Annotated in this window: 26 protein-coding genes; 15 read left to right on the plus strand and 11 right to left on the minus strand. The window is 73.4% G+C overall.

Translation table 11 applies throughout. The annotated features are described in order from the left end of the window. Positions 1-54: 54 nt before the first annotated feature. The 5 genes from AB0O09_RS11040 (at position 55) to AB0O09_RS11060 (ending at position 4488) form a co-directional block, all read left to right on the plus strand. Positions 55-639 (plus strand): pyridoxamine 5'-phosphate oxidase family protein, encoded by a 585-nt coding sequence (locus tag AB0O09_RS11040; RefSeq protein WP_344625741.1) that lies wholly within the window; start codon positions 55-57, stop codon positions 637-639. Positions 640-890: 251 nt separating this feature from the next. Continuing rightward, positions 891-1574 (plus strand): dihydrofolate reductase family protein, encoded by a 684-nt coding sequence (locus AB0O09_RS11045; protein WP_363541288.1) that lies wholly within the window; start codon positions 891-893, stop codon positions 1572-1574. Further along, positions 1571-2038 carry a deaminase gene (locus tag AB0O09_RS11050; protein WP_363541289.1) on the plus strand — a complete coding sequence of 156 codons (468 nt, stop codon included), beginning with the start codon at positions 1571-1573 and terminating at the stop codon, positions 2036-2038. Before AB0O09_RS11045 ends, AB0O09_RS11050 begins: the two co-directional genes overlap by 4 nt. Positions 2039-2125: 87 nt before the next feature. After that, on the plus strand, positions 2126-2782 hold the full coding sequence (locus tag AB0O09_RS11055; RefSeq protein ID WP_363541290.1) for an HAD-IA family hydrolase: 657 nt from the start codon (positions 2126-2128) through the stop codon (positions 2780-2782). 335 nt (positions 2783-3117) lie between these two features. Further along, positions 3118-4488 (plus strand): FAD-binding oxidoreductase, encoded by a 1371-nt coding sequence (locus AB0O09_RS11060; protein ID WP_363541291.1) that lies wholly within the window; start codon positions 3118-3120, stop codon positions 4486-4488. A 33-nt stretch (positions 4489-4521) separates the two neighbouring features. Here the strand turns inward: AB0O09_RS11060 and AB0O09_RS11065 are convergent, their stop codons facing one another. From AB0O09_RS11065 to AB0O09_RS11075, 3 genes are all read right to left on the minus strand, one after another. Beyond that, positions 4522-5745 (minus strand): serine hydrolase domain-containing protein, encoded by a 1224-nt coding sequence (locus AB0O09_RS11065; protein WP_363541292.1) that lies wholly within the window; start codon positions 5743-5745, stop codon positions 4522-4524. 246 nt (positions 5746-5991) lie between these two features. Then, on the minus strand, positions 5992-7065 hold the full coding sequence (ychF, locus tag AB0O09_RS11070) for a redox-regulated ATPase YchF (protein WP_344625748.1): 1074 nt from the start codon (positions 7063-7065) through the stop codon (positions 5992-5994). A gap of 73 nt (positions 7066-7138) precedes the next feature. Continuing rightward, positions 7139-7519 (minus strand): glyoxalase, encoded by a 381-nt coding sequence (locus AB0O09_RS11075; protein WP_363541293.1) that lies wholly within the window; start codon positions 7517-7519, stop codon positions 7139-7141. 182 nt (positions 7520-7701) lie between these two features. Between AB0O09_RS11075 and AB0O09_RS11080 the strand changes: the two genes are divergently transcribed. Then, positions 7702-8265 (plus strand): DUF6542 domain-containing protein, encoded by a 564-nt coding sequence (locus tag AB0O09_RS11080; protein WP_363541294.1) that lies wholly within the window; start codon positions 7702-7704, stop codon positions 8263-8265. 72 nt (positions 8266-8337) lie between these two features. On the opposite strand, the gene ppgK is transcribed toward AB0O09_RS11080, so the two are convergent. Then, positions 8338-9084 carry a polyphosphate--glucose phosphotransferase gene (gene ppgK / locus AB0O09_RS11085; RefSeq protein ID WP_363541295.1) on the minus strand — a complete coding sequence of 249 codons (747 nt, stop codon included), beginning with the start codon at positions 9082-9084 and terminating at the stop codon, positions 8338-8340. Positions 9085-9287: 203 nt separating this feature from the next. Then, positions 9288-10262, minus strand: coding sequence for a 4-hydroxy-3-methylbut-2-enyl diphosphate reductase (locus tag AB0O09_RS11090; RefSeq protein ID WP_363541296.1), 975 nt, complete (start codon positions 10260-10262; stop codon positions 9288-9290). Between the two features lie 120 nt (positions 10263-10382). On the opposite strand from AB0O09_RS11090, the gene xseA reads away from it, so the two are divergent. Beyond that, the gene (gene xseA / locus AB0O09_RS11095) at positions 10383-11594 is read left to right on the plus strand and encodes an exodeoxyribonuclease VII large subunit (RefSeq protein ID WP_363541297.1); all 1212 of its coding nucleotides are present in this window, start codon (positions 10383-10385) and stop codon (positions 11592-11594) included. Positions 11595-11620: 26 nt separating this feature from the next. Here xseA and AB0O09_RS11100 read toward each other — a convergent pair whose 3' ends face one another. Beyond that, positions 11621-12097 carry a hypothetical protein gene (locus AB0O09_RS11100; RefSeq protein WP_363541298.1) on the minus strand — a complete coding sequence of 159 codons (477 nt, stop codon included), beginning with the start codon at positions 12095-12097 and terminating at the stop codon, positions 11621-11623. A gap of 8 nt (positions 12098-12105) precedes the next feature. Then, entirely contained in the window at positions 12106-12585 is a 480-nt protein-coding gene (locus tag AB0O09_RS11105; protein ID WP_363541300.1) for a helix-turn-helix domain-containing protein, read from the minus strand. 186 nt (positions 12586-12771) lie between these two features. Here AB0O09_RS11105 and AB0O09_RS11110 point away from each other — a divergent pair, with 186 nt between their 5' ends. From AB0O09_RS11110 to AB0O09_RS11120, 3 genes are all read left to right on the plus strand, one after another. Then, on the plus strand, positions 12772-13443 hold the full coding sequence (locus AB0O09_RS11110) for a sigma-70 family RNA polymerase sigma factor (RefSeq protein ID WP_363541301.1): 672 nt from the start codon (positions 12772-12774) through the stop codon (positions 13441-13443). 49 nt (positions 13444-13492) lie between these two features. Continuing rightward, positions 13493-13747, plus strand: a complete 255-nt coding sequence (locus tag AB0O09_RS11115) for an exodeoxyribonuclease VII small subunit (RefSeq protein ID WP_363541302.1) — start codon at positions 13493-13495, stop codon at positions 13745-13747. A gap of 166 nt (positions 13748-13913) precedes the next feature. Beyond that, entirely contained in the window at positions 13914-14507 is a 594-nt protein-coding gene (locus tag AB0O09_RS11120) for a malonic semialdehyde reductase (protein ID WP_263103837.1), read from the plus strand. 103 nt (positions 14508-14610) lie between these two features. On the opposite strand, the gene AB0O09_RS11125 is transcribed toward AB0O09_RS11120, so the two are convergent. Further along, positions 14611-15132, minus strand: coding sequence for a DUF4245 domain-containing protein (locus AB0O09_RS11125; protein WP_363541303.1), 522 nt, complete (start codon positions 15130-15132; stop codon positions 14611-14613). Between the two features lie 216 nt (positions 15133-15348). Here AB0O09_RS11125 and glpX point away from each other — a divergent pair, with 216 nt between their 5' ends. Beyond that, positions 15349-16389: a class II fructose-bisphosphatase gene (gene glpX, locus AB0O09_RS11130; RefSeq protein WP_344625827.1), complete on the plus strand. Its 1041-nt coding sequence runs from the start codon at positions 15349-15351 to the stop codon at positions 16387-16389. Positions 16390-16446: 57 nt separating this feature from the next. On the opposite strand, the gene AB0O09_RS11135 is transcribed toward glpX, so the two are convergent. Both AB0O09_RS11135 and AB0O09_RS11140 read right to left on the minus strand, forming a co-directional pair. Further along, complete coding sequence (locus AB0O09_RS11135) at positions 16447-16776, minus strand: WhiB family transcriptional regulator (protein ID WP_363541435.1); 330 nt, start codon at positions 16774-16776, stop codon at positions 16447-16449. Positions 16777-17090: 314 nt separating this feature from the next. Continuing rightward, positions 17091-17777 (minus strand): DUF1707 domain-containing protein, encoded by a 687-nt coding sequence (locus tag AB0O09_RS11140; RefSeq protein WP_363541436.1) that lies wholly within the window; start codon positions 17775-17777, stop codon positions 17091-17093. Positions 17778-17985: 208 nt separating this feature from the next. Between AB0O09_RS11140 and AB0O09_RS11145 the strand changes: the two genes are divergently transcribed. Then, positions 17986-19650: a fumarate hydratase gene (locus AB0O09_RS11145; RefSeq protein ID WP_344625825.1), complete on the plus strand. Its 1665-nt coding sequence runs from the start codon at positions 17986-17988 to the stop codon at positions 19648-19650. Between the two features lie 61 nt (positions 19651-19711). On the opposite strand, the gene AB0O09_RS11150 is transcribed toward AB0O09_RS11145, so the two are convergent. Continuing rightward, a complete protein-coding gene (locus AB0O09_RS11150; protein ID WP_363541305.1) occupies positions 19712-19912 on the minus strand; it encodes a hypothetical protein in 201 nt (66 codons plus the stop codon). 209 nt (positions 19913-20121) lie between these two features. Between AB0O09_RS11150 and AB0O09_RS11155 the strand changes: the two genes are divergently transcribed. From AB0O09_RS11155 to AB0O09_RS11165, 3 genes are all read left to right on the plus strand, one after another. Beyond that, entirely contained in the window at positions 20122-23097 is a 2976-nt protein-coding gene (locus AB0O09_RS11155) for a BTAD domain-containing putative transcriptional regulator (RefSeq protein ID WP_363541306.1), read from the plus strand. Positions 23098-23519: 422 nt separating this feature from the next. Then, a complete protein-coding gene (locus AB0O09_RS11160; RefSeq protein ID WP_363541307.1) occupies positions 23520-24242 on the plus strand; it encodes a class I SAM-dependent methyltransferase in 723 nt (240 codons plus the stop codon). 48 nt (positions 24243-24290) lie between these two features. Continuing rightward, entirely contained in the window at positions 24291-26081 is a 1791-nt protein-coding gene (locus AB0O09_RS11165; RefSeq protein ID WP_363541309.1) for an ATP-binding SpoIIE family protein phosphatase, read from the plus strand. Positions 26082-26090: the final 9 nt, after the last annotated feature.

Here is a 26090-nt window from a genome sequence, read left to right on the forward strand (position 1 = left end):
GATGATGGGGCGTCGGCGTGGCCACCGCAGGGGCCGCACGACGACAATCTGAGCATGGGAAAGACGTACGAACGCATCGACGGCCGGCTACGCGCCTTCATCGAGAGACAGCCGGTCTTCTTCACCGCCACCGCTCCGCTGGCCGGCGACGGGCACGTCAACCTGTCCCCCAAGGGCCGCGCCGGCACGCTCGCCGTCCTGGACGAACTCACCCTGGCCTACCTGGACTTCGGCGGCAGCACCGCCGAGACCCTGGCCCACGTGCGGGAGAACGGCCGGATCACGCTGATGTGGTGCGCCTTCGACGGGCCGCCGACCGTGGTGCGGGTGCACGGCCGCGGCGAGGCCGTCTTCCGCGACGACCCGCGCTTCGCCGAGCTGATCGGGCACTTCGACCCGGCGGCGGACGGCTCCGCGCTGCGGGCCGTGGTGCTGGTGCACGCCGAACGGGTCAGCGACTCCTGCGGGTTCGCCGTGCCGTTCATGGACTACCGCGGTGACCGGGAGCTGCACGCCCAGTACTTCGACCGCAAGACCGACGAGGAGTTCGGCGTCTACTGCGAGGGCAAGGAGTACGTCGGCACCAGCATCGACGGCCTGCCCGCACTGCCGCTGCCGCTGCCGCCGCGGACCGGCTGAGGCCCGCGACGGCAGCGGCGCCTGGTCGGTTCGGGGTGAACCAGGTGGAGCGGGACTTCTTCCACTCCGGGTGGGTGAGGTCCTCGGCCTGGGTGCCGTCGGCCTGGAGGTCGGCGGCGCCGTCGTCGGTGACCAGCTGGGCGCGGCCGCCCGGCACGGTGAGGTCCGGCACGTCCACCACGGCCTCCGGTCACCTGGTCGTACGGGCGGTGACCGTACGGTGGAGCGGTAGCCGACAGATCGGAGACCCCGTGTCCCGCCGCCCGTACGTCCTGCTGAGCGCCGCCGTCTCCCTCGACGGCCACCTCGACGACGCGTCACCGGAGCGGCTGCTGCTCTCCAACCCGGCGGACTTCGACCGGGTGGACGAGGTCCGGGCCGGCTGCGACGCACTGCTCGTCGGCGGCACCACGCTGCGCCGCGACAACCCGCGACTGCTCGTCAACTCGCCCGAGCGGCGGGCTCGACGCGTCGCGGACGGCCGCCCGGAGTACCCGCTGAAGGTCACCCTGACCGCGAGCGGCGGCCTCTCGCCCGCGCTCGACTTCTGGCACACCGGCGGCGCCAAGGCCGTCTACACCACCGACGCCGCCGCCCCCGCACTGCGCGGCGCGCTCGACGGGCTCGCCGAGGTCGTCGCGCTCGGCGGCGAGGTGGGGCTCGGCGCCCTCCTCGACGACCTGGGCGGCCGCGGCGTACGGCGGCTCATGGTCGAGGGCGGCGGCAGCATCCACACCCAGTTCCTCGCCCAGGGCCTCGCCGACGAACTCCAGCTCGCCGTCGCCCCGCTGCTGGTCGGCCAGAGCGGCGCGCCCCGCTTCCTCGGCCCGGCCGACTACCCGGGCGGACCCGCCCGGCGGATGCGGCTGCTGGAGGCACGTACGGTGGGCGACGTCGTCCTGCTCCGCTACGCCCCGAAGGAGTCCACCCCGTGACCAGCGAAGCCGCCCCCGGCACCGACCTGTACTGGCTCGCGCGCGCCGTGGAGCTCTCGCGCCGCTGCCCGCCCTCCGCGACGGCCTTCTCGGTCGGCGCGGTGGTCGTCGGCGCCGACGGCGAGGTGCTCGCGGAGGGCTACAGCCGCGAGGTGGACGAGAGGAACCACGCCGAGGAGGCCGCGCTCGCCAAACTGCCGGCCGGCGACCCGCGGCTGCGCAAGGCCACCGTGTACAGCTCTCTGGAGCCGTGCGGGCAGCGCGCCTCGCGGCCGCGCACCTGCGCCCAGCTGATCATCGCGGCCGGGGTGCCGCGGGTGGTGGTCGCCTGGCGCGAGCCGGACCTCTTCGTGCAGGCCTGCCAGGGCACCGCGCTGCTGGAGGCGGCCGGGGTGGAGGTCGTGGAGCTGCCGGAGCTCGCCGGGCCGGCCCGCGAGGTCAACGCGCACCTGCTGGGCGGCTGATCCGGCCCGGGCGTCCGTCCCGGCCCGCTTCGGCGGCACTTTTGTATCCTGGTGAGACAAACACCCGTTTCCGAGGAGCCGCCCCGCATGCCTGCCACGACGCTCACCACCCGCGCCCTGCTGCTCGACATGGACGGCACCCTGGTCAACTCGGACGCGGTGGTCGAACGGTGCTGGCGTCGCTGGGCGGCCCGGCACGGCCTCGACGGCGACGCCGTCATGAGCGTCGTGCACGGCCGCCAGGGCCACCTGACCATGGCCGTGCTGCTGCCCGACCGTCCGGTGGAGATCAACCTCGCCGAGAACCGGCAGCTGCTGGCCGAGGAGACCGCCGACACCTACGGCGTCGTCCCCGTCCCCGGCGCCGAGGCCTTCCTCGCCGCACTCCGCGGGCAACCGCACGCCCTGGTGACCTCCGCCGACGAGCCGCTGGCCCGTGCCCGGATGGGCGCCGCCGGACTCCCGCTGCCGCAGACCATGATCACCGCAGGCTCGGTAGGCGCCAGCAAGCCCGACCCGGAGGGCTTCCTCAAGGGCGCCGCCGCCCTCGGCTTCGCCCCCGCCGACTGCCTCGCCTTCGAGGACTCCGAGGCCGGCATCACCGCCGCCCTCGCCGCGGGCATGCCCGTGGTCGGCATCGGCCCGCGCGCCCTGCCGCACCCCGCCACCGTACACGCCGAGGACCTGGAGCAGGTCGCGGTCGCCCCGCAGCCGGACGGCTCGCTGCGGATCACCGTCGGCTGAGCCCGGCCGCCCCGGGGCGCCCTCCCGTGCAGCACCCGGGTGCCGTCCCGGTGCGTCACCTCCCGGCCCGTCACCGCCCGGTGCGAGGCTGCCAGTTCCCCGGGGGCGGCGCGATCCGGAGCGGCGGCGCACGGCGGCAGGGCGGTTCCCCCTGACGATCCGCGGCCGTCGTCCGCACCTCGCTCCGAGCCTTGCTCCCGCCCGGCGGGCGCCCGCGCCCGCCGGGTGGGGTGCGCCCGCGAGTCGTACCGTGGAGGGAGGCCGACCGGGATCGTCGGCCCTCGCTCCGTGCCCGGTCCGGCCCAGGGGGTCGGCACGGTCAGGAGCTTCTTGTCATGGGCAGCAAGACGATCGAGGAACTGGCGGGCGCCCTCCACGGGAGTGTGGTCGGGCCCGGCGACGAGGACTACGACGAGGCCCGCAGGGTCTACAACGCGATGATCGACCGCAAGCCGGCGGCCGTGGTGCGCTGCGCCAACGCCGGCGACGTGATGGCGGCGGTCGACTTCGCCAGGAACAACGGGATGCCGCTGGCCGTCCGCGGCGGCGCGCACAGCGTCCCCGGGTACGGCACCTGCGACGGCGGCGTGGTCGCGGACCTCACGGGCATGCGCGGCGTCCGGGTCGACCCCGTCCGCCGCACCGCACGGGTCGAGGGCGGTGCCACCCTCGGCGACCTCAACGCGGCCACCTACCCCTTCGGGCTCGCCGTCACCGGCGGCATCATCTCGACCACCGGCGTCGGCGGCATCACCCTCGGCGGCGGAATCGGCTACCTGGCCCGCAAGTTGGGGCTCACCTGCGACAACCTGCTGTCCGCGGACGTGGTGACGGCCGACGGCCGGCTGCGGGTCGTCAACGAGAAGGAGGAGCCGGACCTCTTCTGGGCCCTGCGCGGCGGCAGCGGCAACTTCGGCGCGGTCACCTCCTTCGAGTTCGGGCTCAGCCCGGTGAAGGACGTCTTCGGCGGCCCGATGCTCTTCGAACTGGAACACGCCGAAGCCGTCCTGAAGCGCTACCGCGAGTACATCGAGGAGGCACCGGAGGATCTCGGCGTCTTCCCCGGCTTCCAGATCGCCCCGCCGCTCCCGTTCATCCCGGAGGACCGGCACGGCGACACCTTCGCCCTCGTGGTGGCCTGCTGGGCGGGCCCGATGGAGGAGGCCGAGGCGGCGATCCGGCCGATGCGCGAGGTCGCGCCGCGGGTCGCGGAGATGGTCGGCCCGATGCCGTACCCCGCGCTCAACAGCGCCTTCGACCCGCTGGTGCCGCCGGGCCTGCAGCACTACTGGAAGGGCGTCTTCTCGACCGAGCTCACCGACGACGCGATCACCGCCCACCTGGAGCACGGGCCGAAGGTGCCGGCCGTGAACTCCACGATGCACATCTACTCGATCAACGGGGCGTGCCACCGGATGGCGCCCGGGGCCACCGCCTTCGCCCACCGCGAGGCCACCTTCGCCACCGTGATCGCCGGGATGTGGCCCGACCCGGCCGAGAACGACGCCAACGTCGCCTGGGTGCGCGACTACTACGCCGCGGTCGCCCCGCACTCCGAGGCCGGCGGGTACGTCAACTTCATGGCCGACGACGACCAGCACCGGGCCGCCGACAACTACGGCTCCAGCTACGCCCGGCTGGTGGAGGTCAAGCGGGCCTACGACCCCGGCAACCTGTTCCGGGTCAACCACAACATCAAGCCGTAGCCGGGTCGGCGGCCGGGGCCACGGCCGCGGCCGTCAGCCGAAGACGGCGCCGGCCAGCTGCATGATGACCGGGGTCTCGGCGCCGTCCAGGCCGGTCGGGTTGAGCGAGTAGACCACCGTCCGGGAGAGGTCCCGGGTGGCGAACACGCCGTTCGTCCAGCCCGGCCGGGAGCCGGTCTTGCCCCAGATCTCCACGCCGCCGACCTTCGTCCGCTCCAGGCCCATGCTCATGCAGGCCCGGCCGGCGTCCGGCCCGGTCTCGCAGTGGCTGCTGTGGTGGGTCGGCACGTCGGGGACGGTGAACAGCGCCTCCTGCTGGGCGGGCGGCAGCAGGCGGCCGCGGAACAGCGCGGTGACGAAGCGGTCCAGGTCGGCGGCGCTGGAGATCAGCCCGCCCTCCGCCCACGGCCAGGGGCTCTGCTCGGTCACGTCCACCTGCCGCAAGGTCCCGTCCGGGCCGGGCACGGTCAGCCGGGGACGGGCGGCCGGGCGCCGCAGCGCCGGGTCGTCCGCGGCCGGCACCGAGGTGTCGTGCAGCCCGAGCGGGCGGACGATCCGCTGCTGCACCTCGTGCGCGTAGTCGTGCCCGGTGACCTGCTCGACCAGCAGGCCGGCCACGAAGGTGTTCATGCCGTTGTACTGCTGCGCGGTGCCGGGCGCGAAGGCCATCTCCTGACCGTCCATGGTGGCCACCACGCGCTCCGGCGACCAGGACTCGAAGCGGTGGTCGACGAACCACGCGGCCGTGCCGTCGCCCCACGGGCCGTCGGCGCCGTTCGGGAGCCCGCTGGTGTGGTTCAGCAACTGCCCGACCGCGATCGGCGGGAAGGAGGCCGGCAGCAGGCCGGGCAGGTAGTGCTGGACGGGGGTGTCGAGGTCGAGGCGGTGCTCGGCGGCCAGTTGGAGCACCACCGTCGCGGTGAACACCTTGGAGATCGAACCGATCCGGAACCGCCCGTCGGCGTCCGGGGCCCGGCCGGTGGCCGGGTCGCCGATGCCGCCCACCGCGTCCAGCCGGCCGGCCCGTCCGGAGACGTGCACCAGTGCCCCGGACACCTCGGAGGTCGGCAGCCCGGCGAGCACCCGGCGGACGGCCGCCCGGTCCAGCGGCGGCACCGCCGCGTCCTGCCGCACCACGGCCGCCGGCCCGGAGGCGGCCGAGGCGGGTCCGGCCGCGGTGCCCACCGCCAGTGCGGCGAGCACCGCCCCGGCGGCGGCGACGGCGGTCCAGCGGGTACGGCGCACAACAGCGGTCACGGCGGCATCTCCTGATGGTTCGTCGGCACGGACCGGTCCGCCCGGCCCCGCACAGGAGTCTGGCGAAACCGGCCCGCCGATCCATCGGGGACGAACCCCCACCCGCCCCCGATCCCGCACCCGGGACAACCCCGACCCCGACCCGGGCTCCCCTCCGGGACGGGGGACCCGCGAAGGGGCCGGCCCCGGAGGAGCCGACCCCTTTCGAGCCGCGTGTCCGCCGCGTACCGACGCGGCACCGGACGGTCAGACGTTGAAGCGGAACTCCACCACGTCGCCGTCCTGCATGACGTACTCCTTGCCCTCGATGCGGGCCTTGCCCTTGCTGCGGGCCTCGGCGATGGAGCCGGTCGCGACCAGGTCGTCGAAGGAGATGACCTCGGCCTTGATGAAGCCCTTCTGGAAGTCGGTGTGGATGACACCGGCGGCCTCGGGGGCGGTGGCGCCCTTCTTGATCGTCCAGGCCCGGGTCTCCTTGGGGCCGGCGGTCAGGTAGGTCTGCAGGCCGAGGGTCTCGAAGCCGACCCGGGCGAGGGTGGCGAGGCCGGGCTCGTCCTGGCCCATGGACTGGAGCAGCTCCAGCGCCTCCTCGTCGTCGAGCTCGATCAGCTCGGACTCGATCTTGGCGTTGAGGAAGATCGCCTCGGCGGGGGCGACCAGGGCGCGCTGGGCGTCCTTGAAGTCCTCGTCGGCGAGCTCGTCCTCGTCCACGTTGAAGACGTAGAGGAACGGCTTGGCGGTGAGCAGGTGCAGCTCGCGGATCGGGTGGGTGTCGAAGCCCGCCTCGAAGAGGGTCTTGCCGGTCTCCAGGATCGCCTTGGCGGCCTCGGCGGCGGCCAGCACCGACGCGGTGTCCTTCTTGAGGCGCGCCTCCTTCTGCAGGCGCGGCAGGGCCTTCTCCACGGTCTGCAGGTCGGCGAGGATCAGCTCGGTGTGGATGGTCTCGATGTCGTCCTTGGGCGAGACCTTGCCGTCGACGTGCACCACGTCCGGGTCGGTGAAGGCGCGGACGACCTGGCAGATCGCGTCCGACTCGCGGATGTTGGCGAGGAACTTGTTGCCCAGGCCCTCGCCCTCGCTCGCGCCGCGGACGATGCCCGCGATGTCGACGAAGTCGACGGTGGCCGGCAGGATGCGCGCCGAACCGAAGATCTCGGCGAGCTTCGCCAGCCGCGTGTCGGGGACGCCGACGACGCCCACGTTGGGCTCGATGGTGGCGAACGGGTAGTTGGCCGCCAGCACGTCGTTCTTGGTCAGGGCGTTGAACAGGGTCGACTTGCCGACGTTCGGCAGGCCGACGATTCCGATCGTGAGCGACATGAAGCGATGTCCCGTGGGCTTGGAGGGCGTGGAGCGGCCGGAGGCGGCCGATCCCCCAGTCTACGGGGCTCGCTCAGCCCGTCCGGTCGGGCTCCAGGAACTCCAGCCGGTTGCCGAGCGCGTCGGCGCTGCGGAAACGGCGGCGACCCGGGACGGAGTCGTCCCACCGGACGGGGTGGCCGTGCTCCTCCAGCCGGGCCGCGAGCGCGTCCAGGTCGTGCACCAGGATGCCCGGGTGGGCCTTGGCCGAGGGCGCGAAGTCGGGGACGACGCCGAGGTGCACCTCCACTCCCCCGCTGCGGAACCAGCAGCCGCCGCGCGCCGCCAGCACCGGCGGCTTGGCCAGCTCGGTCATCCCGAGCACCCCGGCCCAGAACGCCCGGCAGGCCGGCTCCGCACCGGCCGGGATGTCGAGCTGCACGTGGTGCAGCCGCTCGAAGCCGAAGTCCGTCATCGCACCCCTCCACCGGTGACCGCCCTCGGTCACCCCTGCTCCGGTTCGTCGCCGTCCTATCCCCGCCCGGCCCGGCGGCGGACCGCGTCGGTCGTGGACGACGCTACTCCTGCCGCGGACACGCCCGGTCCGGAATTCCGGCATTACACACTGTGGCGATGATCGGACCGTACGTTGGGTGGGTGGAGCAGCAGAGCATCCGTACCCAGCCCCCCGGGCCCCGGCGGCAGCCGCCGTCCGGCACCGACCGGGCCGCCGTCCCGGGCCCCGCCGCGCCCGTCGACTCCCGGTTGCGCTCGGCCTCCGGCGGCGCGCCGGTCCGCCGTCCGCGCCTGCCGTGGGCGGGCCGCGGCCGGGAGCGGACGGGGCGTCCGGCCCGGCTGACGGCGGTGGGCACCGGGGTGGCCGCGGTCGCCGGGACCCTGCTGGTCGCCGGGGTGGACCGGACGCTGTTCGGCGGCCTCGGCGTGCTGTTCGGCCTGGGCTACCTGGTGCTCTGCTTCCAGCTGGCCGTCCGGGTGCGCTACCCGGACCTGCCGGCGGCGCCGATCGCCGGGCCGATCGCGTTCGCGCTGGCGCTGGCGCTGCTGCAGCCGGCCTCCACCTCCGGGCTGACCGGCCGGGTGGTGTCGCTGGCGAGCGGGCTGGCGGTGCGGGCGGGCTGGCTGTTCGCCGGGACGGGCCTGGCGGCCGTGATCGTGGCCGCCCGGTTCGTGGCCCAACGCCGGATCCGCCGCACCCGTTAGCCCCGCAGGGATGCACGGCACGGGTGCAGCACCAGGGGCGCGTGGGGGCACCTGACGTGACCGCCCCGGGCTCTAGGCCGCGTGGGCCGCGGCGGCCATCGCGGCGCCGACGATGCCCGCGTTGTTGCGGAGTTCGGCGGGGAGGACCTCGGCGTCGCGCTTGCGCAGCAGCGGCAGGAACTTCTCGTGCTTGCGGCTGACACCGCCGCCGATGATCATCAGCTGCGGCGAGAACAGCATCTCGACCAGGTCGAGGTACTCGTCGACCCGCACCGCCCACTCGGCCCAGGACAGCCCGTGCCGTTCCCTGGCGGCCGAGGAGGCGCGCCGCTCGGCGTCCTTGCCGCGCAGTTCGAGGTGGCCGAGCTCGGTGTTGGGCACCAGGGCGCCGTCGACGAAGAGCGCGCTGCCGATGCCGGTGCCGAAGGTGAGCAGCAGGACGGTGCCGCCCCGGCCGCGGCCGGCCCCGTGGGTGACCTCGGCGATGCCGGCCGCGTCCGCGTCGTTGACGACGGTGGCGGGCAGGTCGAGGGCCTCGCGGAAGAGCCCCTCAGCGTCCATGCCGATCCAGTCCTTGTCGACGTTGGCGGCGGTGCGGGTGCGGCCGCGGACGACCACCCCGGGGAAGGTCAGGCCGACCGGCCCCTGGTGGCCGAAGTGCCGGACGACCTCGACGACCGCCTCGACCACCGCGTTCGGCGAGGACGGCTGCGGGGTGAGCACCTTGAAGCGCTCCTCGGCGAGCCCTCCCCCGGCCAGGTCGACCGGGGCGCCCTTGATGCCCGAGCCGCCGATGTCCACGCCGAATACCGTCGCCATTCCGCAGTTCCTCCCTCGAAGCGTCGTCCACAGCCTGTGCACAAACCACGGGCTGCGCACCAACCTACGGGGGCGGGGCCGCCCCCGCCCGCCGTGCCGTCCCTCCGGTACCCGGTGGCGGGCAGCACGAAGCCCGGGCGTCCGCGGTGTGCGGGCGCCCGGGCTCGGGGCGGGGCCGGGGCCACCGGGCCCCGGTGCACGGGTCAGAGCTTGCCGGCGGCCTCGGCGCGCAGGTCGCGGCGGAGCTCCTTGGGCAGCGAGAAGATCAGGTGCTCCTCGGCGGTCTTGACCGTCTCCACGTCGGCGTAGCCGCGCTCGGCGAGGAACTCCAGGACACCGTCGACGAGGATCTCGGGCACCGAGGCGCCGCTGGTGAGGCCGACGGTGGTGACGCCCTCCAGCCAGGCCTCGTCGATCTCGTCGGCGAAGTCGACCAGGTGGGCGGCCTTGGCGCCGTACTCCAGGCCGACCTCGACCAGGCGGACGGAGTTGGAGGAGTTCTTGGAGCCGACGACGATCAGCAGGTCGGTCTCGGGGGCGAGCTGCTTCACCGCGACCTGGCGGTTCTGGGTGGCGTAGCAGATGTCGTCGCTGGGCGGGGAGACCAGCAGCGGGAAGCGCTTCTTGAGCTCGCCGACGGTGGCCATGGTCTCGTCCACCGACAGGGTGGTCTGGGAGAGCCAGACGACCTTGGACTCGTCGCGGACCTGCACGTTTCCGACGTCCTCGGCACCGTCCACGAGGTGGATGCGGTCCGGGGCCTCGCCCATCGTGCCGATGACCTCCTCGTGGCCCTCGTGGCCGACGAGCAGGATGTCGTAGTCCTCCTCGGCGAAGCGCACGGCCTCCTTGTGCACCTTGGTGACCAGGGGGCAGGTGGCGTCGATGGTGGCGAGCTTGCCGGCCTTCGCCTCGTCGTGCACGGACGGGGCGACGCCGTGCGCGGAGAAGACCACGATCGCGCCCTCGGGCACCTCCTCCGTCTCGTCGACGAAGATCGCGCCCTTCTTCTCGAGGGTCTGCACGACGTACTTGTTGTGGACGATCTGCTTGCGGACGTAGATCGGGGCCCCGTACTGCTCCAGGGCCTTCTCCACGGCGATGACGGCGCGGTCGACGCCCGCGCAGTAGCCCCGGGGGGCGGCGAGCAGGACACGGCGCTGTGCAGTGGTGGACATGGCTCCATCGTACGGGCGCCCCGCCGCGGCGCCCGACGCGCAGGGGGCCGACGCGCGCGGGGCCGATGCGCCGGGCCGGGCGCGGCGGCGGCGTCACCGGGCGGCGCTAGCCTCGTGGGCATGGCGAACAGCAGCTCCCCCGAGGCGCCCGTCCCGGTCGGCAGGGTGTCGGCGATGATCGGCGGTTGGATCGACCGGCTGGGCGAGGTCTGGGTGGAGGGGCAGATCGCGCAGCTGAACCGGCGCCCCGGCGCGGGGATGGTGTTCCTGACGCTGCGCGACCCGGAGCGGGACGTGTCGCTCACCGTGACCTGTTTCCGTCCGGTCTTCGAACAGGTGGCGGAGGCCGTGCAGGAGGGCTCGCGGATCGTCGTCCACGCCAAGCCCGAGTGGTACACCGCGCGCGGCACGCTCTCGCTGCGGGCCTCGGAGATCCGGCTGGTCGGGCTGGGCGAGCTGCTGGCCCGGCTGGAGCAGCTGAAGCGCAAGCTCGGCGCGGAGGGGCTGTTCGACGCGGAGCGCAAGCGGCCGCTGCCGTTCCTGCCGCACTGCGTGGGCCTGGTGACCGGCCGCGGCTCGGCGGCCGAGCGGGACGTGCTGGAGAACGCCCGGCGGCGCTGGCCGGCCGTCCGCTTCGAGGTGCGCAACGTGCTGGTGCAGGGACCGAACGCGGCGGCGCAGGTGGCGGCCGCGGTGCGGGAGCTCGACGAGCACCCGGAGGTGGACGTCATCGTGGTGGCCCGCGGCGGCGGCAGCGTGGAGGACCTGCTGCCGTTCTCCTCCGAGGAGCTGGTGCGCACCGTGGCGGCGGCCCGCACCCCGGTGGTCAGTGCGATCGGCCACGAGCCGGACCAGCCGCTGCTGGACTTCGTCGCCGACTTCCGGGCGTCGACGCCGACCGACGCGGCGAAGCGGGTGGTTCCGGAGGTGGGCGAGGAGCTCGCCCGGGTGCGCCAGCTGCGGGACCGCGCCCGGCGCTGCGTGGTGGGCCGGGTCGAGCGGGAGCTGCACGGGCTGGAGGGGGTGCGCAGCCGTCCGGTGCTGGCCGCGCCGCACCGGCTGGTGGAGGACCGGGCGGCGGAGGTGACGGCGCTGGTGGAGCGGGGGCGGCGGGTGCTGGGGCACCGGCTGGACCATGCGCAGACGGACCTCGGGCACGCGCTGGCCAGGGTGGTGGCGCTGTCGCCGCTGGCCACCCTGCAGCGCGGCTACGCGGTGCTGCAGCGGGCGGACGGGGCGGTGGTGACGGACCCGGCGCAGGTGGCGGCCGGGGACGAGCTGCACGCGCGGGTGGCGGAGGGCGGCTTCGGGGTGACCGTCGCGCCGGAGTGAGCGCGGGCCGCGTCGCGCGACCGGGCTCATTCGACCGGTGTGCGGGCGTGCGGGGGACGGCTCATGGTCTCCTGCACGAGGGTGTTCCACTCGCGGCTGAGGTCGGCGAGCTCGGCCTGGGCCCGGTCGGCCGCCTCGTGGGCGTGCCGCAGTTCCCGGTGCACGGCCTCCAGCAGGCGCAGCAGGGCGTCGGCGCCGAGCTGTCGGCCGTCGGCGAGCGGCGGTGCGGGGGGCGGCGGTATCTCGGGCGGTGCGGCCGGCGGCAGGGCGGCCGCGCGGGCGGCGACGAGCTCGGCCTGACGGGCCGTCCTGGCCTCGGTCTCGCGCATCCACCGCCTGGTCCTCGCCAGGGCGTACTCGGTGGTGGACAGCGCCGCCACGGCCAGGCAGCCGAGGAACGGGATCCAACGGGTGTCGTAGGTGCCGGCGACGATCAGTGCTGTTCCGCCGACCGCGCCCACCGCTCTGAGCGCGTCGGCCGCCACCGGAGAGAATCTCGGCATTACTGGCCTCACCTCTGCATGTGCACTGCCCCTCCCCCGCGGTTCTCGTCCGGCGGAAAAGAACCGCGCTCGCTTTCCTGCTGCAGGCCGATCGCCTGGGCGATGGAGGCGAGAAGGAATTTCCGGATCATGGGGTGGGTTACACCCCAGGCGTCCAACGCTTCCTCAGGGGTGATGGGTGAGCGTACTCCCCGGGGGAGATCGTTTGCGGATTCCTCGGAAATCACTCCGCCGCGCACCAGCAGCTCGTGCAGGTCCAGGTGGACGACCTGCGCGATTCTCTGGAATTGGGAGGGGCGGGGAAGGGTGTCGCCGCGCAGCATGCGCCCGACCGCGGAGGCGCTCATGCCGGTGTCCCTGGCGAGGGCGAGCCGCCCGCCGGCGCCCGGGGTGAGGTCGTAGCCCGCGCGCCGGGCGGCCTCGTGAACGACGGCACCGAAACGTTGGGCGGGGGTGGTCTCCGAGGCGGTGTCCTCAGTCGGCTGCATGGCGGGCAAGGCTAGCGCGTGTCATGTCCCAGATGCATCTACTTGCATGAGTGCAAGCCAATGACGATCAGTCAGGCCCTGCCAAATCTGGGTGGCAGTGAGGCGAACTGACGGAATTTCGGAATCGCTTGCACGCATGCATGCCCGCTCGTATCGTTGCGGGACCTGCTCTCCGGGAGGTCCGGTATGGATGGGACGCTGCGTGGAACGCCGCGTGGAACACCGCACCTGATCGAGGCCGCCAAGGCCGGCGACCGGGACGCCTGGGCGGAGTTGTACCGCCGATATCGGGGGCCGGTCCTGGCCTTCCTCACGCGGCGCACCGGGAATCGCGCACTCGCCGAGGACCTGACCCAGGACACGTTCGTCCGCGCAATGGCGTGCATTGACGGGTTCCACTGGACGGGGAAGGACATGGGGGCGTGGATTTTCACCATCGCCCGGAACATCATGTTCGACCACGACAAACGGCGGGCCACCCGCAGCGAGTCGACGGTGGCCGCGGTCGCGGATTCCGATGCGGGAATCTGCGTCGAGGACCAGGTGGTCTCCCTCGTCGAGGCCGAGCGCGTTTTCGCCGCGCTCGCGACATTGACCGAGCACCAGCGGACGGCGCTCACGCTGCGCTACTGGGACGACCTCAGTTCGCGGGAGGTGGCGGACGCGATCGGCATCCGGGTGGGCGCCGTGAAGACCCTCACCTGGCGGGCCCGCAGCACCCTGCGCCGCACCCTCGTCGCCCCCGCCGCCGTCTCCGCCGAGCGCTGCGGCCCCGCGGAGCACCGCGCCCCGGCCGAGCGCTGCGCCGCGGCCGAGCGCCGCAGCCCGTCCGCCCGGCGGCCGGTCAGCCCGCGCTGACGGCGGGCGACCGCACCGGCCTGTCGTCCGCAGCCCCTACGCTGGCGGCATGGCAGATCAGCAGCAGGACGGTCAGGCGGTCCGGGGTGCGGCCGGCGGCGACGAGGCGCTCGGGTACGAGCAGGCCAGGGACGCGCTGCTGGAGGTCGTCCGGCAGCTGGAGACCGGCGGCACCTCGCTGGAGGAGTCGCTGGCGCTGTGGGAGCGCGGCGAGCGGCTGGCCAAGGTCTGCCAGCGCTGGCTGGACGGCGCCCGGGCCCGGCTGGACGCGGCGCTGGCCGCCGAGGAGTCCGCCGAGGGGTGAGCCGCCGGCGGCGACGGCGGGTGACCCGGGGCACGCCCCGCAGGTGTGACGGGGGTCACGCCTGCTTGCGGAATAGTTTAAGTTTCACCTAACGTTGGAGCCCGGTGAACGGTCCTCCCGGCCGTCTCGACCGCTCTCCCGTCTTCCGTTTGAGGTGGATTCCGCAATGACTCTGGCACTCGACGCCGCCGCCCAGGACCTGCTCTTCCGCGAGGCCCGTACCGCCAACACCTTCACCGACGAGCCGGTCAGCGACGAGCAGGTCCGGGCCATCTACGACCTGGTCAAGTTCGGCCCCACCGCGTTCAACCAGCAGCCGCTGCGCATCGTGCTCGTCCGCACCGACGAGGGCCGCGAGCGCCTGCTGCAGCACATGGCCGAGGGCAACCGCGCCAAGACCGCCACCGCCCCGCTGGTCGCCATCCTCGCGCAGGACAACGAGTTCCACGAGGAGCTCCCGACCCAGCTGCCGCACTTCCCGCAGGCGAAGGACATGTTCTTCTCCGAGCGCCCCGTCCGCGAGGCCTCCGCCACGCTGAACGGCGCCCTGCAGGCCGCGTACTTCATCATCGGCGTGCGCGCCGCCGGCCTGGCCGCCGGCCCGATGACCGGCTACGACGCCGCGGGCCTGAACAAGGAGTTCTTCGCCGACGGCGAGCACTCCGTGCTGGCCGTGGTCAACATCGGCAAGCCCGGCGAGGACGCCTGGTTCCCGCGCTCCCCCCGCCTGGAGTACGACGAGGTCGTCACCACCGTCTGATCCCGCTCCGGGCCGCGCACGGCCCGGGCAGGACGAAGGCCCCCGCGGTTCGCCGCGGGGGCCTTCGCCGTACGTCCTCGGGGGCGCGCACCGGCGCCGCGCGCTACTTCAGCGCGGCGGCCAGCTGGGCCAGCTCGTCGTACGAGGCGGAGCCGGTGACGACCGTGGTGGCGGTGCCGGCCGGGGTCGCGAGACCGCGGTACTTGGTGCCCTGGAAGCGCTGCCAGTCCCGGCCGGCCACCGGCGCGCTGCCGTCCGGCTTGCCGCCCGGCACCACGGTGTCGATCACGTCGTCACGGGTGCCGTTGGACTGCTCCACCGCGGCGTACTGGCCGGACGGGGTCACGAAGCCCAGGTGCCACACGGCGTTGCCCTTGCCGTCCTTGCGGTACTCGACCGAGGTCGCCCGCCACTGCTCGGAGAGCCCCTGCGGGCCGAGCACCGGGTAGGGCGCGGCGCGCTTCGCCGAGGCCAGCGCCGAACGGTAGTCGACGACGTGCACGCCGTCGCCGCCCTCGTGCGGGATGAAGAGGTATCCGAAGAAGCCCACGACACCGACCGCCAGCATCGACAGGATCATGTCCCGTACCGTCTGCCGGCCTCTCTTGCTGCTGCTGCCTGCCACCCGTCCATGGTGGACCATGCCCTCCGCGCCCCCGACCACCGGGTACCCCCCGGCGGGGTGAAGCCGGACGAACCGCCGCATACCGGCTGGTCGCGCCGGGTGCGCCACAGACACCCGTCCGGGTGCCGGATACGATCGCACCAACCCTCACCACGGCGTTCCGACCTGGCAGTAGTCGGGCGCTCACTGGCCGTCGCGTACAGAGAGGTAACGACGATGACCACGCAGTACCCGCACCACCTCCCCAGCTCGCTGGAGGTCGCTCCGGAGGCCCCGGACCGCAACCTCGCCCTGGAACTCGTCCGCGTCACCGAGGCCGCCGCGCTCGCGGCGGGCCGCTGGGTCGGCCGCGGCGACAAGAACGGCGCCGACGGCGCGGCCGTGAAGGCCATGCGCACCCTCGTCTCCACCGTCTCGATGAACGGCGTCGTCGTCATCGGCGAGGGCGAGAAGGACGAGGCGCCCATGCTGTACAACGGCGAGCGTGTCGGCGACGGCACCGGCGCCGAGTGCGACGTCGCCGTGGACCCGGTGGACGGCACCACGCTGACCGCCAAGGGCATGCACAACGCGGTGGCCGTCCTCGCGGTCGCCGACCGCGGCACCATGTTCGACCCCAGCGCGGTCTTCTACATGGACAAGCTGGTCTGCGGCCCGGAGGCCGCGGACTTCGTCGACATCTCCGCGCCGACGGCCGTCAACATCCGCCGGGTCGCCAAGGCCAAGGGCATCGCCGTCGAGGACGTCACCGTCGTGGTGCTGGACCGGCCCCGCCACCAGGGCCTGGTCAAGGAGATCCGCGAGGCCGGCGCCCGGATCAAGTTCATCTCCGACGGCGACGTGGCCGGCGCCATCATGGCCGCCCGCGAGGGCACCGGCGTCGACCTGCTGATGGGCGTCGGCGGCACCCCGGAGGGCATCATCGCGGCCTGCGCGATGAAGTGCATGGGCGGCGTCATCCAGGGCCGGCTGTGGCCGAAGGACGAGGCGGAGCGGCAGAAGGCGCTGGACGCCGGTCACGACCTCGACCGCGTCCTCACCACCGACGACCTGGTCTCCGGCGAGAACGTCTTCTTCGTCGCCACCGGCATCACCGACGGCGAGCTGCTGCGCGGCGTGCACTACCGCCAGGAGACCGCCACCACCAGCTCGCTGGTGATGCGCTCCAAGAGCGGCACGATCCGGCGCATCGACTCCACCCACAAGCTGTCCAAGCTGCGGGCCTACAGCGCGATCGACTTCGACCGCGCCAACTGACGCGGCACGTCGCGAACGGCGGCCCCGGGCGTCCACGCCCGGGGCCGCCGCCGTTCGTCAGCCGGCTATCCGGCCCGTCGGCACCCGCCGCGCCTCGCGCAGCTCCGCCTCCCGGCGCCGCCGCCGGGCCAGCACCACCCGCCGCTCGGCCGCGGTCAGCCCGCCCCACACCCCGTACGGCTCCGGCATGGCCAGCGCGTGCTCGCGGCACTCCAGCAGCACGGGGCACCGGGCGCAGACCTGCTTGGCCTGCTCCTCACGCGAGAGCCGGGCCGCCGTCGGCTCCTTGGACGGCGCGAAGAACAGCCCGGCCTCGTCGCGACGGCAGGCCGCCCCGGTGTGCCACGGGTTGTCCTCCAGCGGGTCCGCAGGGGCCCCCACCGTCACCGGACTGCGGCGGACGGCGGCGGAGCCGGTGGCGCTGGACTCGATGGGATGCAGCACGGCTACTCCTGACGCGGTACGGGACTCGGGGAAGCTCGTCCCTGCCCGACTGCCCCGTGCCCACCCGCCGCGGCGCCGCCGCCGTACGGGATCACAGCCGTAACAGGAACCGATGTGCGTGGGGAACTACCCCCTCGCCCCCCGATTCATGCACACCGCACGCAACCGACTACTCCCTGCACTCGACACAACGACGAGTGCCCGCAGCGCAGTTGGCCGGGCGGCGGACTCCAGCCCGGCCCCGCACCCGGCGCCGCTCAGCGGTCGAGCTGCTTGCGCGCCCACTCCCGCAGCTTCTTGCCGCGGCGCGGCTTGGCCTCGCAGCCGCCGAAGACCGCCGCGCCCTTCACCCGCACCACCGGCGCGTACGGGTCGGCCGCGGTCTGCTCGCGCACCGAGAAGCCGCCGAAGATGCCCACGCCGCCGCCGTGCAGGCTGACGTTCTCCGGCACCTTGATGTCCACGCCGCCGAAGATCGCGGTCACCTCGATGACCACCTCGGGCGATTCGAAGACCGCGTCGGTCAGGTCGATCTCCACCCCGCCGAAGACCGCGACGGCCTTCAGGTGCGGCCCGACCCGCCAGCGGCCCTTGCGCTCCGCCCCGCCGAACACCGCCACCATGGTCGGCGCCTCCTGGCGGGCCGGCGGCAGCGGCGCGCGCTGCTGCTGCAGCGGCGGCTTCTCCATCGAGAGCGGGGCACCGGTGGCGGCCGGCAGGTCCCGGGTGAGCGGGACGAGGTCGCCGAAGGTCTTCGCGGCGTAGGCCGCCTCGATCCGCTCCGAGTGCTCCTCCACCGTCAACCGGCCCTCGGCGTACGCGTCGCGCAGCAGGTCGGCGACCCGTTCGCGGTCCGCGTCCGAGCACCGCAGATCGGCCTCGGCGACCGGCGCGGCGACCGCGGGCTGCGCCTGCGGGACGGGGGCCGGCTCCTGCTTGGTCATGGGTACGGGCTGCTGCCCCTGGTCGTCGGGCGACGGCGAAGTGTCCACGCCCAAAGCCTAGCCATCGGGATCACTCCGAACGAGAGTTCGCCGGAGAAAGGCGTGAGCCCCGTCACGCAGGCTCACCTGCGCTCCGCCGCCGCGCCGCCTGCACCTACATTGGAGGGTGCTTCGCAGACGCAGCCGACCTCGCTAAGGATCTCCCCCCATGGCCACCCCGGAATTCGAGTACCGCGACCTCCTCCCGCTCGGTGCCGACCCCACGCCGTACCGGAAGCTCACCTCCGAGGGCGTCTCCACCTTCGAGGCGGACGGCCGCACCTTCCTCAAGGTCGAGCCGGAGGCGCTGCGGCTGCTCACCGCCGAGGCGATGCACGACATCTCGCACTACCTGCGCCCGGACCACCTCGCCCAGCTGCGCCGCATCCTGGACGACCCGGAGGCGAGCCCCAACGACCGCTTCGTCGCGCTCGACCTGCTGAAGAACGTCAACATCTCGGCCGGCGGCATCCTCCCGATGTGCCAGGACACCGGCACCGCCATCGTCATGGGCAAGCGCGGCCAGAACGTCCTCACCTCCGGCCAGGACGAGTCCGCGATCGCCCGCGGCGTCTACGACGCGTACACCAAGCTGAACCTGCGCTACTCGCAGATGGCGCCGGTCACCATGTGGGACGAGAAGAACACCGGCAACAACCTGCCGGCCCAGATCGAGCTGTACGCCACCGACGGCGACGCCTACAAGTTCCTCTTCATGGCCAAGGGCGGCGGCTCCGCCAACAAGTCGTACCTGTACCAGGAGACCAAGGCGATCCTCAACGAGTCGTCGATGCTCTCCTTCCTGGAGCAGAAGATCCGCTCGCTGGGCACCGCGGCCTGCCCGCCGTACCACCTGGCGATCGTGGTCGGCGGCACCAGCGCCGAGTTCGCGCTCAAGACCGCCAAGTACGCCTCCGCGCACTACCTCGACAACCTGCCGACCTCCGGCGACGCGAAGACCGGCCACGGCTTCCGCGACCTGGAGCTGGAGCAGAAGGTCTTCGAGCTCACCCAGAAGATCGGCATCGGCGCGCAGTTCGGCGGCAAGTACTTCTGCCACGACGTCCGCGTGATCCGCCTGCCGCGCCACGGCGCCTCGCTGCCGGTCGCGATGGCCGTCTCCTGCTCCGCCGACCGCCAGGCGCTCGGCAAGATCACCGCCGAGGGCGTCTTCCTGGAGCAGCTGGAGACCGACCCGGCGAAGTACCTGCCGGACACCACCGACGCCCACCTCGACGACGAGGTCGTCAAGGTGGACCTCAACCAGCCGATGGCCGACATCCGGGCGCAGCTGTCCAAGTTCCCGGTGAAGACCCGCCTCTCGCTCAGCGGCACCCTGGTCGTCGCCCGCGACATCGCCCACGCCAAGATCAAGGAGCGCCTCGACGCCGGCGAGGGCATGCCGCAGTACATGAAGGACCACCCGGTGTACTACGCCGGCCCGGCGAAGACCCCCGAGGGCTACGCCTCCGGCTCCTTCGGCCCCACCACGGCCGGCCGGATGGACTCCTACGTCGACCAGTTCCAGGCGGCCGGCGGCTCCATGGTCATGCTCGCCAAGGGCAACCGCTCCAAGCAGGTCACCAAGGCGTGCAACGAGCACGGCGGCTTCTACCTCGGCTCGATCGGCGGCCCGGCCGCCCGCCTCGCCCAGGACTGCATCAAGAAGGTCGAGGTGCTGGAGTACCCCGAGCTCGGCATGGAGGCCGTCTGGCGCATCGAGGTCGAGGACTTCCCGGCGTTCATCGTCGTGGACGACAAGGGCAACGACTTCTTCGCCGAGGTCACGGACGGCCCGCTGATCACCAGCCTGCGGGTCCGCTCCGCGGAGTAGGCGTACGACGGCGCGCGCCCCGGTCCGCGAGGACCGGGGCGCGCGCTGCGTGTGCTTCGAATCAGGGGCAGTTTCCGATCGAGCCCATCGGCTCGTAGACCTCGCCGGACTTGGGGTCGCCCTCGGGTGTCTGCTCGTCGGCCTTCGGCTCGGGCTCCTCGGCGAGGACCGAAAGCGCCTGCTCGATCGCGTTGGGGTCGACCGGAGCCACGGTGTGCTCGGCGGCGACGGGCTCGGTCGTGGTGGTGGTCTCGTCGGCCATGGGTACGCCGCCTTTCAGGTCATCAGATATCGGCGCCCTGGATCGTCCCGGGCGCCAGCCCAGTATCGTAGAGGTCGTTAAATGTCTTATAAACGTCCCGTCCTGCGCACGGTTCGCGGATGTTTGCGCGCTTCCTCATAAGCTGACGCCCCGCCATTCCGGCGGACGACACCGCACGGAACCACTCACAGAGGCCTTCGGGGGAGGACATGGAGCTTCAGGGGACGGCTGCGGCCGATGCGCTGCGCTTCCAGGTGCTCGGCCCCGTCCAGGCCTGGCGCGGGGAGGAGCAGCTCGCGCTGGGCTCTCCGCAGCAGCAGGCGGTGCTGGCGGCCCTGCTGCTCAACCGGGGCCGACCGGTGACCACCGACGACCTGGTGGACGGCATCTGGGGCGACCGTACCCCGCCGCAGGCGGTGGCCGCGCTCCGCACGTACATTTCACGCCTGCGGTCGGTCATCGAGCCCAACCGGGCCGTACGCAAACCGGCCGAGATCCTGGTCTCGGTCAGTGACGGCTACGCCTTGCGCATCCCGGACGGCTCTCTGGACCTCGCCGCCTTCGAGAGCCGGGTCGCCCGGGCGGCCGAAGCCCGGGCCGACGGAGACTTCCGCGCCTCCCACGAATCGCTGCTGGCGGCACTCGCCCTGTGGCGCGGCAGACCGCTGCCCGGTGTGCCCGGCCCGTACGCGGAGGCGCAGCGCACCCGGCTGTCCGAGCGGCAGCTCACCGTGGCGGAGGAGCGCTGTGCGGTCGCCCTAGAGGTCGGTCTGCACGCCGAAATTGTCTCCGAGTTGAGCTCGCTCGCCGCCGCGCACCCGCTGCGCGAGCGGCTGCGCGAACTGCTGATGCTCGCCCTGTACCGGTGCGGCCGGCAGGCGGAGTCGCTCGGCGTCTACGCGGACACCCGCAAGTTGCTCATCGACGAGCTCGGCGTGGAGCCCGGCAGCGGACTCGCCGCCATGCACGCCCGGATCCTGGCCGGCGACCCTGCGCTGATGCCTGCCGTGGCGGCAGCCGTACCGCTCGCCGACGAGGAGCCGTCGACCTTCGTCCCGCCCGCCCAACTGCCCGCCGACGTGTCCGACTTCAGTGGCCGCAGCAAGATCGTGAGTGAGCTCCGGGACGTGCTGCGCGGCGGCTCCGGCCAGGCCGTGGTGGTCACCTCGCTGGCCGGCATCGGCGGCGTCGGCAAGACCACGCTCGCCGTGCACGTCGCACACCGCTTGCGTCCGGACTTCCCGGACGGCCAGCTCTACGTGGACCTGCGCGGGGCTGGTGCCACCCCGGCCGACCCGGCCGTGGTGCTGGGCGATTTCCTGCACGCGCTCGGCGCCACCGACACTCCGGACTCCCTCGACCAGCGCTCAGCGCTCTACCGCTCGCTCCTGGCCGACAAGCGGATGCTGATCCTGCTGGACAACGCCAGGGACGCACGGCAGCTGACGCCGCTGATCCCCGGGGTGTCCGGCAACGCGGTGATGGTGACCAGCCGGTCGCGGCTGGCCGAGATCCCCGGCGCGCACCTGGTGGACATCGAGGAGCTGACCCCGGACGAGGCGCTGGCGCTGTTCTCCGCGATCGTCGGTCACGACCGGGTGGCGGCCGAACCGGCGGCCGCGCTGGCTGTGGTGACCGCCTGCGGTTTCCTGCCGCTCGCGGTCCGCATCGCCGCCGCCCGGTTGGCCAGCCGGCCGCGGTGGAGCGTCTCCGACCTGGCCCGTCGGTTAGCCGACCAGCGCAACCGCCTCCAGGAGCTCCAACTCGGCAACCTCGCGGTGGAGACCACCATCGGCCTGGGCTATGCCCAGCTGCAGCCGGACGAGGCCCGGGCCTTCCGCCTGCTCTCCGTGGTGGACTCGCCGGACCTGCCGCTGCCTGCCGTGGCCGCACTGCTCGGCACCGACGAGCGGACGGCGGAAGACCTGGCCGAGGCCTTGGTCGAGGCCAACATGCTGGAGTGCTTCACCCCGGGCCGCTATCGCTATCACGACCTGCTCCGGCTGTTCGCGCAGCGGCAGAACCAGAAGCTCGGCGACACCGACGAACAGCGGGCCGCGACCCTGCGGCTGCTGGACCTGCTGCTGGCGACGATGCAGAACGCCGCGCATGTCATCGAGCCCGACGACCTGCTCGCGGAGCTGCTCCACGAGCCGGCTTCGGCCGGCCTCCGGCTGGGCGACAGCGAAACCGCGCGCGCCTGGATCAGGTCCGAGGTGGCGCTGCTGCTCAGCAGTGTCGAGGCCGTGGTCCGTGAGCCGATGGAGCTGCTGCGCCCTGCGCTCGACCTGGTCCTCATCCTGCGGGCACTCGTCGAGGACCCGACGCTCGGGCCGCGGATCCGCGCCGCGCTGCTGGCTGCCGCCGACAATGCGCAGCGCCACGAGGACACGGCCACCCTGGCCCGGGTCCGGTACGCGGTCGGACACCTGCACCAGATGGCCGGCGAGCTCGCGGAGGCCGAGGGCTCGCTGCGGCAGAGCCTCGCCCTGCTGCCCACGGAGAACGTGACGCAGCTGCGCAGCTCCGCCTCGAACGAGCTGGCCATCGTCCTGATCCAGGCCGGTCGGCCCGCCGAGGCACTGCCGTTCTACGAACAGGCACTCGGGATAAGCCGTGTGATGGGTGCGTCGATCGGCGAGGCCCGCCTGCTGGCGAACATGGCGCGGGCGTACGTGGGGCTGGACCGGCACGAGGAGGCGGTGGAGTCCGCCCGGGCGGCGGTGATGGCCGCCCGGACGTCGGGCAACACGCCCTGCCTGGCGGACACCCTCTACCAGCTCGGTGTGGTGCTGCGGGCGACCGGTTCGACGGCGGAGGCCGCGGAGCACCTGCGCGAGGCGCACGGGCTGTACCAGTCCCAGCAGTACCGCTTCTGGGAGGGCTACTCGCTGGCCCGGCTGGCGGCCTGTCTGGTGGACGAGGCGCAGTACTCGGAGGCGGCCGCCGCGGCCGGGGAGTCGCTGTCGATCGCGCAGGAGATCGACGCCGCCTACTGCCAGGGCCTGGCCAATGCCGCGCTGGGCGAGGCGCTCCTGGAGCTGGGGCAGCCCGCTCGCGGGCTGGCCTGTCTCCAGGAGGCGCACTCGGTCTTCAGCCGGCTCGGTGTGCCCGAGGCCCAGCCCGTGCGGGACCTCATCGCGGTGCAGGAGCACACCGAGCCCTTCTCTCCCCCCGCGCCGTAGGCCGTCCGTCCCCCCGACGGGCGGCCCCTCCCCCTTGGGGCGCCGGCGTTCCCGCAGCCCCCCGGCTGCGGGAACGCTTTGACGCTTCCCCGGCGCTGAGAACACTCTGGCAGTTGCCAATTGACGTTCGATAAACGCCCAGATGCACGGCGTTTCCGCAGGTCAGAACAGTTGTCCGGCGCACGCCGACAACTGCACCACCCTGATCCGCTCCGGTGTGCCCCCGCGGCCCGGGCCCGTTACGTCCGAAACGCGGCCAACTGCGTCCGACTGCGGCGAGTTGGCCGGAAAGGGGCCCCACGGCGCAGTGATCACGCTTATCCTCGAAGGCCAGCAGACACATCGACAAACCGACGCGGGGGCGGACACTGTGGCGGGCCTCGCCCGCCGGGGAGCCAGGTGGAGAGAGAGGTGCCCAGGGCGTGGCAACCGGACAGATCTCGGACCCGGCACACGCCGGGCACCGGCGCCGTTCCGAACGGGCCCTGCAGGCCGTCGCCTTCGACGCGATCGGCCCGCGCTACGACGAGGTCTTCCCGGACCGCACCGGCCAGACCGCCTGCGGCGACTGGCTGCTCAACGAACTCGCCCTCGGCGCCCGGGTGCTGGACGTCGGCTGCGGCACCGGCGAGCCGACCGCCCGCCAACTCGCCGACGGCGGGCTGCGGGTGACCGGCATCGACCTCTCGGACGGGATGCTGGCGGCCGCCCGCCGGGCCGTGCCGGAGGCCGAACTGCACCGGATGGACATGTACGACCTGGCGACCCCGCGGGCCGCCACGGCCTGGGGCGTGCCGCAGCTCGGCCCCGACGCGGCCGGCTCCTTCGCCGCCGCCACCGCGTTCTTCTCGCTCGTCCTGCTGCCGCGGGCGGAGATCGCCGCGGTGCTGGGCCGGGTCCGCACCCTGCTGCGGCCGGGCGGCCTGCTGGCGCTCGGCACGGTCGAGGCCGACCTCGACGACGCGCCGCTGCCGTTCCTCGGCCGCGAGCTGCGGATCAGCGGCTACCTGCGCGAGGAGCTGGTCCAGACGCTGGCCGCGGCCGGGTTCGAGGTCGAGGCCTGCACCGGCCACCCGTACGCGCCCGCGTCGACCGCCCTGCCGCCGGAGGAACAGCTCTTCCTGCGCTGTCGGCGCACCACCTGAGAGACCAGCCGGCCCGACCACCCTCGACATCTCAAGAACGGGCAGCCCGTGCGCGACCACTCCTCGCCCCAGGCAGGGCGGCCGACCGCCGCCGTGCCACTGGTCGGCGCCCAGCGCTCCGCACCGCCGCACCGGGACGAACGGCCCGGCCTCGCCGAACGGCTCGGGTACCTGGAGACGGCCACCCGGCGGATCAACGGCTCGCTGGACCTGCGCACCACCCTGCGCGACCTGGGCCGCTCGCTCGTCCCGGCCCTCGCGGACGCCGCCGTGGTGCACCTGCGCGACCCGCTGCCGCCGGTCGAACGCGACCCCGGGCCGCCCACCGCACTCCGACTGCACCACGGCCACGGCACCCGGCTCGGCCGGCGCTCCCGGCTGTGCCGGCCGGCGCCCGGCGGCCCGCTCGCCCGGATGCTGGCGGGCCAGGCGCCGTACGGGCCCGCGGTGCTCGGCACCCCGGCCGCGGACCGGCTGCGCCCGCTGCTCACCGAGCTGTACGGCGCCCGCACGTTGGGCCGGCTCGCCGCCGGCACGGCCCTGCTGCTCCTGCCGCTGCGCGGACGCAAGGCCGTGCTCGGCCTGCTGCTGCTGATCCGGCGCCCGGGCAAGGCGGGCCCGGCCCGTTTCGAACCCGACGACACCGCGATGGCCCGCCACCTGGCCACCCAGGCCGGCCTCGCGGTGGACACCGCGCTGCGCTACGCCCGGGAGTTCGAGACCGCCCGCGAGCTGCAGCGCCGGATGCTGCCCGCGCACCTGCCGCAGCCGCACGGGGTACGGCTCGCCCACCGCTACCTGCCCGGCGAGCGCGGCGCCCAGGTCGGCGGCGACTGGTACGACTCGGTCGAACTGCCCGGCAACCGGGTGGCGCTGATCGTCGGCGACGTCATGGGCCATTCGCTGACCTCCGCCGCCGTGATGGGCCAGCTGCGCACCAGCGCACAGACCCTGGCCGGCCTCGACCTGCCGCCGCACGAGGTGCTGTACCACCTCGACGAGCAGGCCCAGCATCTCGGCGCCGAACAGCACCTGGCCACCTGCGTCTACGCGGTGTACGACCCGATCGCCAACCGGGTGGTGGTGGCCAACGCCGGCCACGTGCCGCCGGTGCTGATCGGCCCGGACGGCACCGCCGACCTGCTCGACCTGCCGCCGGGCGCGCCGATCGGCGTGGGCGGCGTCGACTTCGCCTCCACCGAGCTCCCGGCGCCGCCGGGCTCCGCCCTGCTGTTGTTCACCGACGGCCTGGTGGAGAGCCGGCGCCGCCCGCTGACGACCGGTCTGGAGAAGCTGCGCGCCCGGCTCGCCGCCGCGCACCGGCACTCCCCCGAGCACGTCTGCCAGGAGGCGCTGCGGGTGCTGCCGCCGGGCGAGCGCGCCGACGACATCGCGCTGCTCGCCGCGGCCTTCGACGGCATCCCGGCCGAGGACGTCTCCTACTGGTACCTGCAGCCCCGGCACGAGACGCCCGGCCGGGCCCGGCGCCTCGCCGCGCACGCGCTGCGCCGCTGGGGGCTGGAGGAGCTGTCGGAGACCACCGAGCTGATGGTCAGCGAGCTGGTCACCAACGCGATCCGGCACGCCACCCGGCCGGTGACGCTCCGCCTGGTGCGGACCTCGCGGCTGCGCTGCGAGGTCGGCGACGACAGTCCGGCCCTGCCGCGCGCCCGCCGGGCCGGGCCGGACGACGAGCACGGCCGGGGCCTGCAGATAGTCGCCCGGTGCGCCGACGACTGGGGTGCCACCCGGCTCGGCGCGGGCAAGGTGGTCTGGTTCGAGCAGCGCCTGCCGACCCGCTGCCGGGCCGTCCCCACCCGGGCCCGGGACACGGCGTAGCCCCCCGGG

Source organism: Kitasatospora sp. NPDC093679 (genome assembly GCF_040683455.1).
Taxonomy (GTDB): domain Bacteria; phylum Actinomycetota; class Actinomycetes; order Streptomycetales; family Streptomycetaceae; genus Kitasatospora; species Kitasatospora arboriphila.

Bases quoted from the DNA above. Each gene is read 5' to 3' on its own strand.
- AB0O09_RS11040 (WP_344625741.1), top strand. From the start codon at position 55: ATGGGAAAGACGTACGAACGCATCGACGGCCGGCTACGCGCCTTCATC.
- AB0O09_RS11055 (WP_363541290.1), top strand. From the start codon at position 2,126: ATGCCTGCCACGACGCTCACCACCCGCGCCCTGCTGCTCGACATGGAC.
- AB0O09_RS11060 (WP_363541291.1), top strand. From the start codon at position 3,118: ATGGGCAGCAAGACGATCGAGGAACTGGCGGGCGCCCTCCACGGGAGT.
- ychF (WP_344625748.1), bottom strand. From the start codon at position 7,065: ATGTCGCTCACGATCGGAATCGTCGGCCTGCCGAACGTCGGCAAGTCG.
- AB0O09_RS11075 (WP_363541293.1), bottom strand. From the start codon at position 7,519: ATGACGGACTTCGGCTTCGAGCGGCTGCACCACGTGCAGCTCGACATC.
- ppgK (WP_363541295.1), bottom strand. From the start codon at position 9,084: ATGGCGACGGTATTCGGCGTGGACATCGGCGGCTCGGGCATCAAGGGC.
- AB0O09_RS11090 (WP_363541296.1), bottom strand. From the start codon at position 10,262: ATGTCCACCACTGCACAGCGCCGTGTCCTGCTCGCCGCCCCCCGGGGC.
- xseA (WP_363541297.1), top strand. From the start codon at position 10,383: ATGGCGAACAGCAGCTCCCCCGAGGCGCCCGTCCCGGTCGGCAGGGTG.
- AB0O09_RS11100 (WP_363541298.1), bottom strand. From the start codon at position 12,097: ATGCCGAGATTCTCTCCGGTGGCGGCCGACGCGCTCAGAGCGGTGGGC.
- AB0O09_RS11105 (WP_363541300.1), bottom strand. From the start codon at position 12,585: ATGCAGCCGACTGAGGACACCGCCTCGGAGACCACCCCCGCCCAACGT.
- AB0O09_RS11110 (WP_363541301.1), top strand. From the start codon at position 12,772: ATGGATGGGACGCTGCGTGGAACGCCGCGTGGAACACCGCACCTGATC.
- AB0O09_RS11115 (WP_363541302.1), top strand. From the start codon at position 13,493: ATGGCAGATCAGCAGCAGGACGGTCAGGCGGTCCGGGGTGCGGCCGGC.
- AB0O09_RS11120 (WP_263103837.1), top strand. From the start codon at position 13,914: ATGACTCTGGCACTCGACGCCGCCGCCCAGGACCTGCTCTTCCGCGAG.
- glpX (WP_344625827.1), top strand. From the start codon at position 15,349: ATGACCACGCAGTACCCGCACCACCTCCCCAGCTCGCTGGAGGTCGCT.
- AB0O09_RS11140 (WP_363541436.1), bottom strand. From the start codon at position 17,777: ATGACCAAGCAGGAGCCGGCCCCCGTCCCGCAGGCGCAGCCCGCGGTC.
- AB0O09_RS11145 (WP_344625825.1), top strand. From the start codon at position 17,986: ATGGCCACCCCGGAATTCGAGTACCGCGACCTCCTCCCGCTCGGTGCC.
- AB0O09_RS11150 (WP_363541305.1), bottom strand. From the start codon at position 19,912: ATGGCCGACGAGACCACCACCACGACCGAGCCCGTCGCCGCCGAGCAC.
- AB0O09_RS11155 (WP_363541306.1), top strand. From the start codon at position 20,122: ATGGAGCTTCAGGGGACGGCTGCGGCCGATGCGCTGCGCTTCCAGGTG.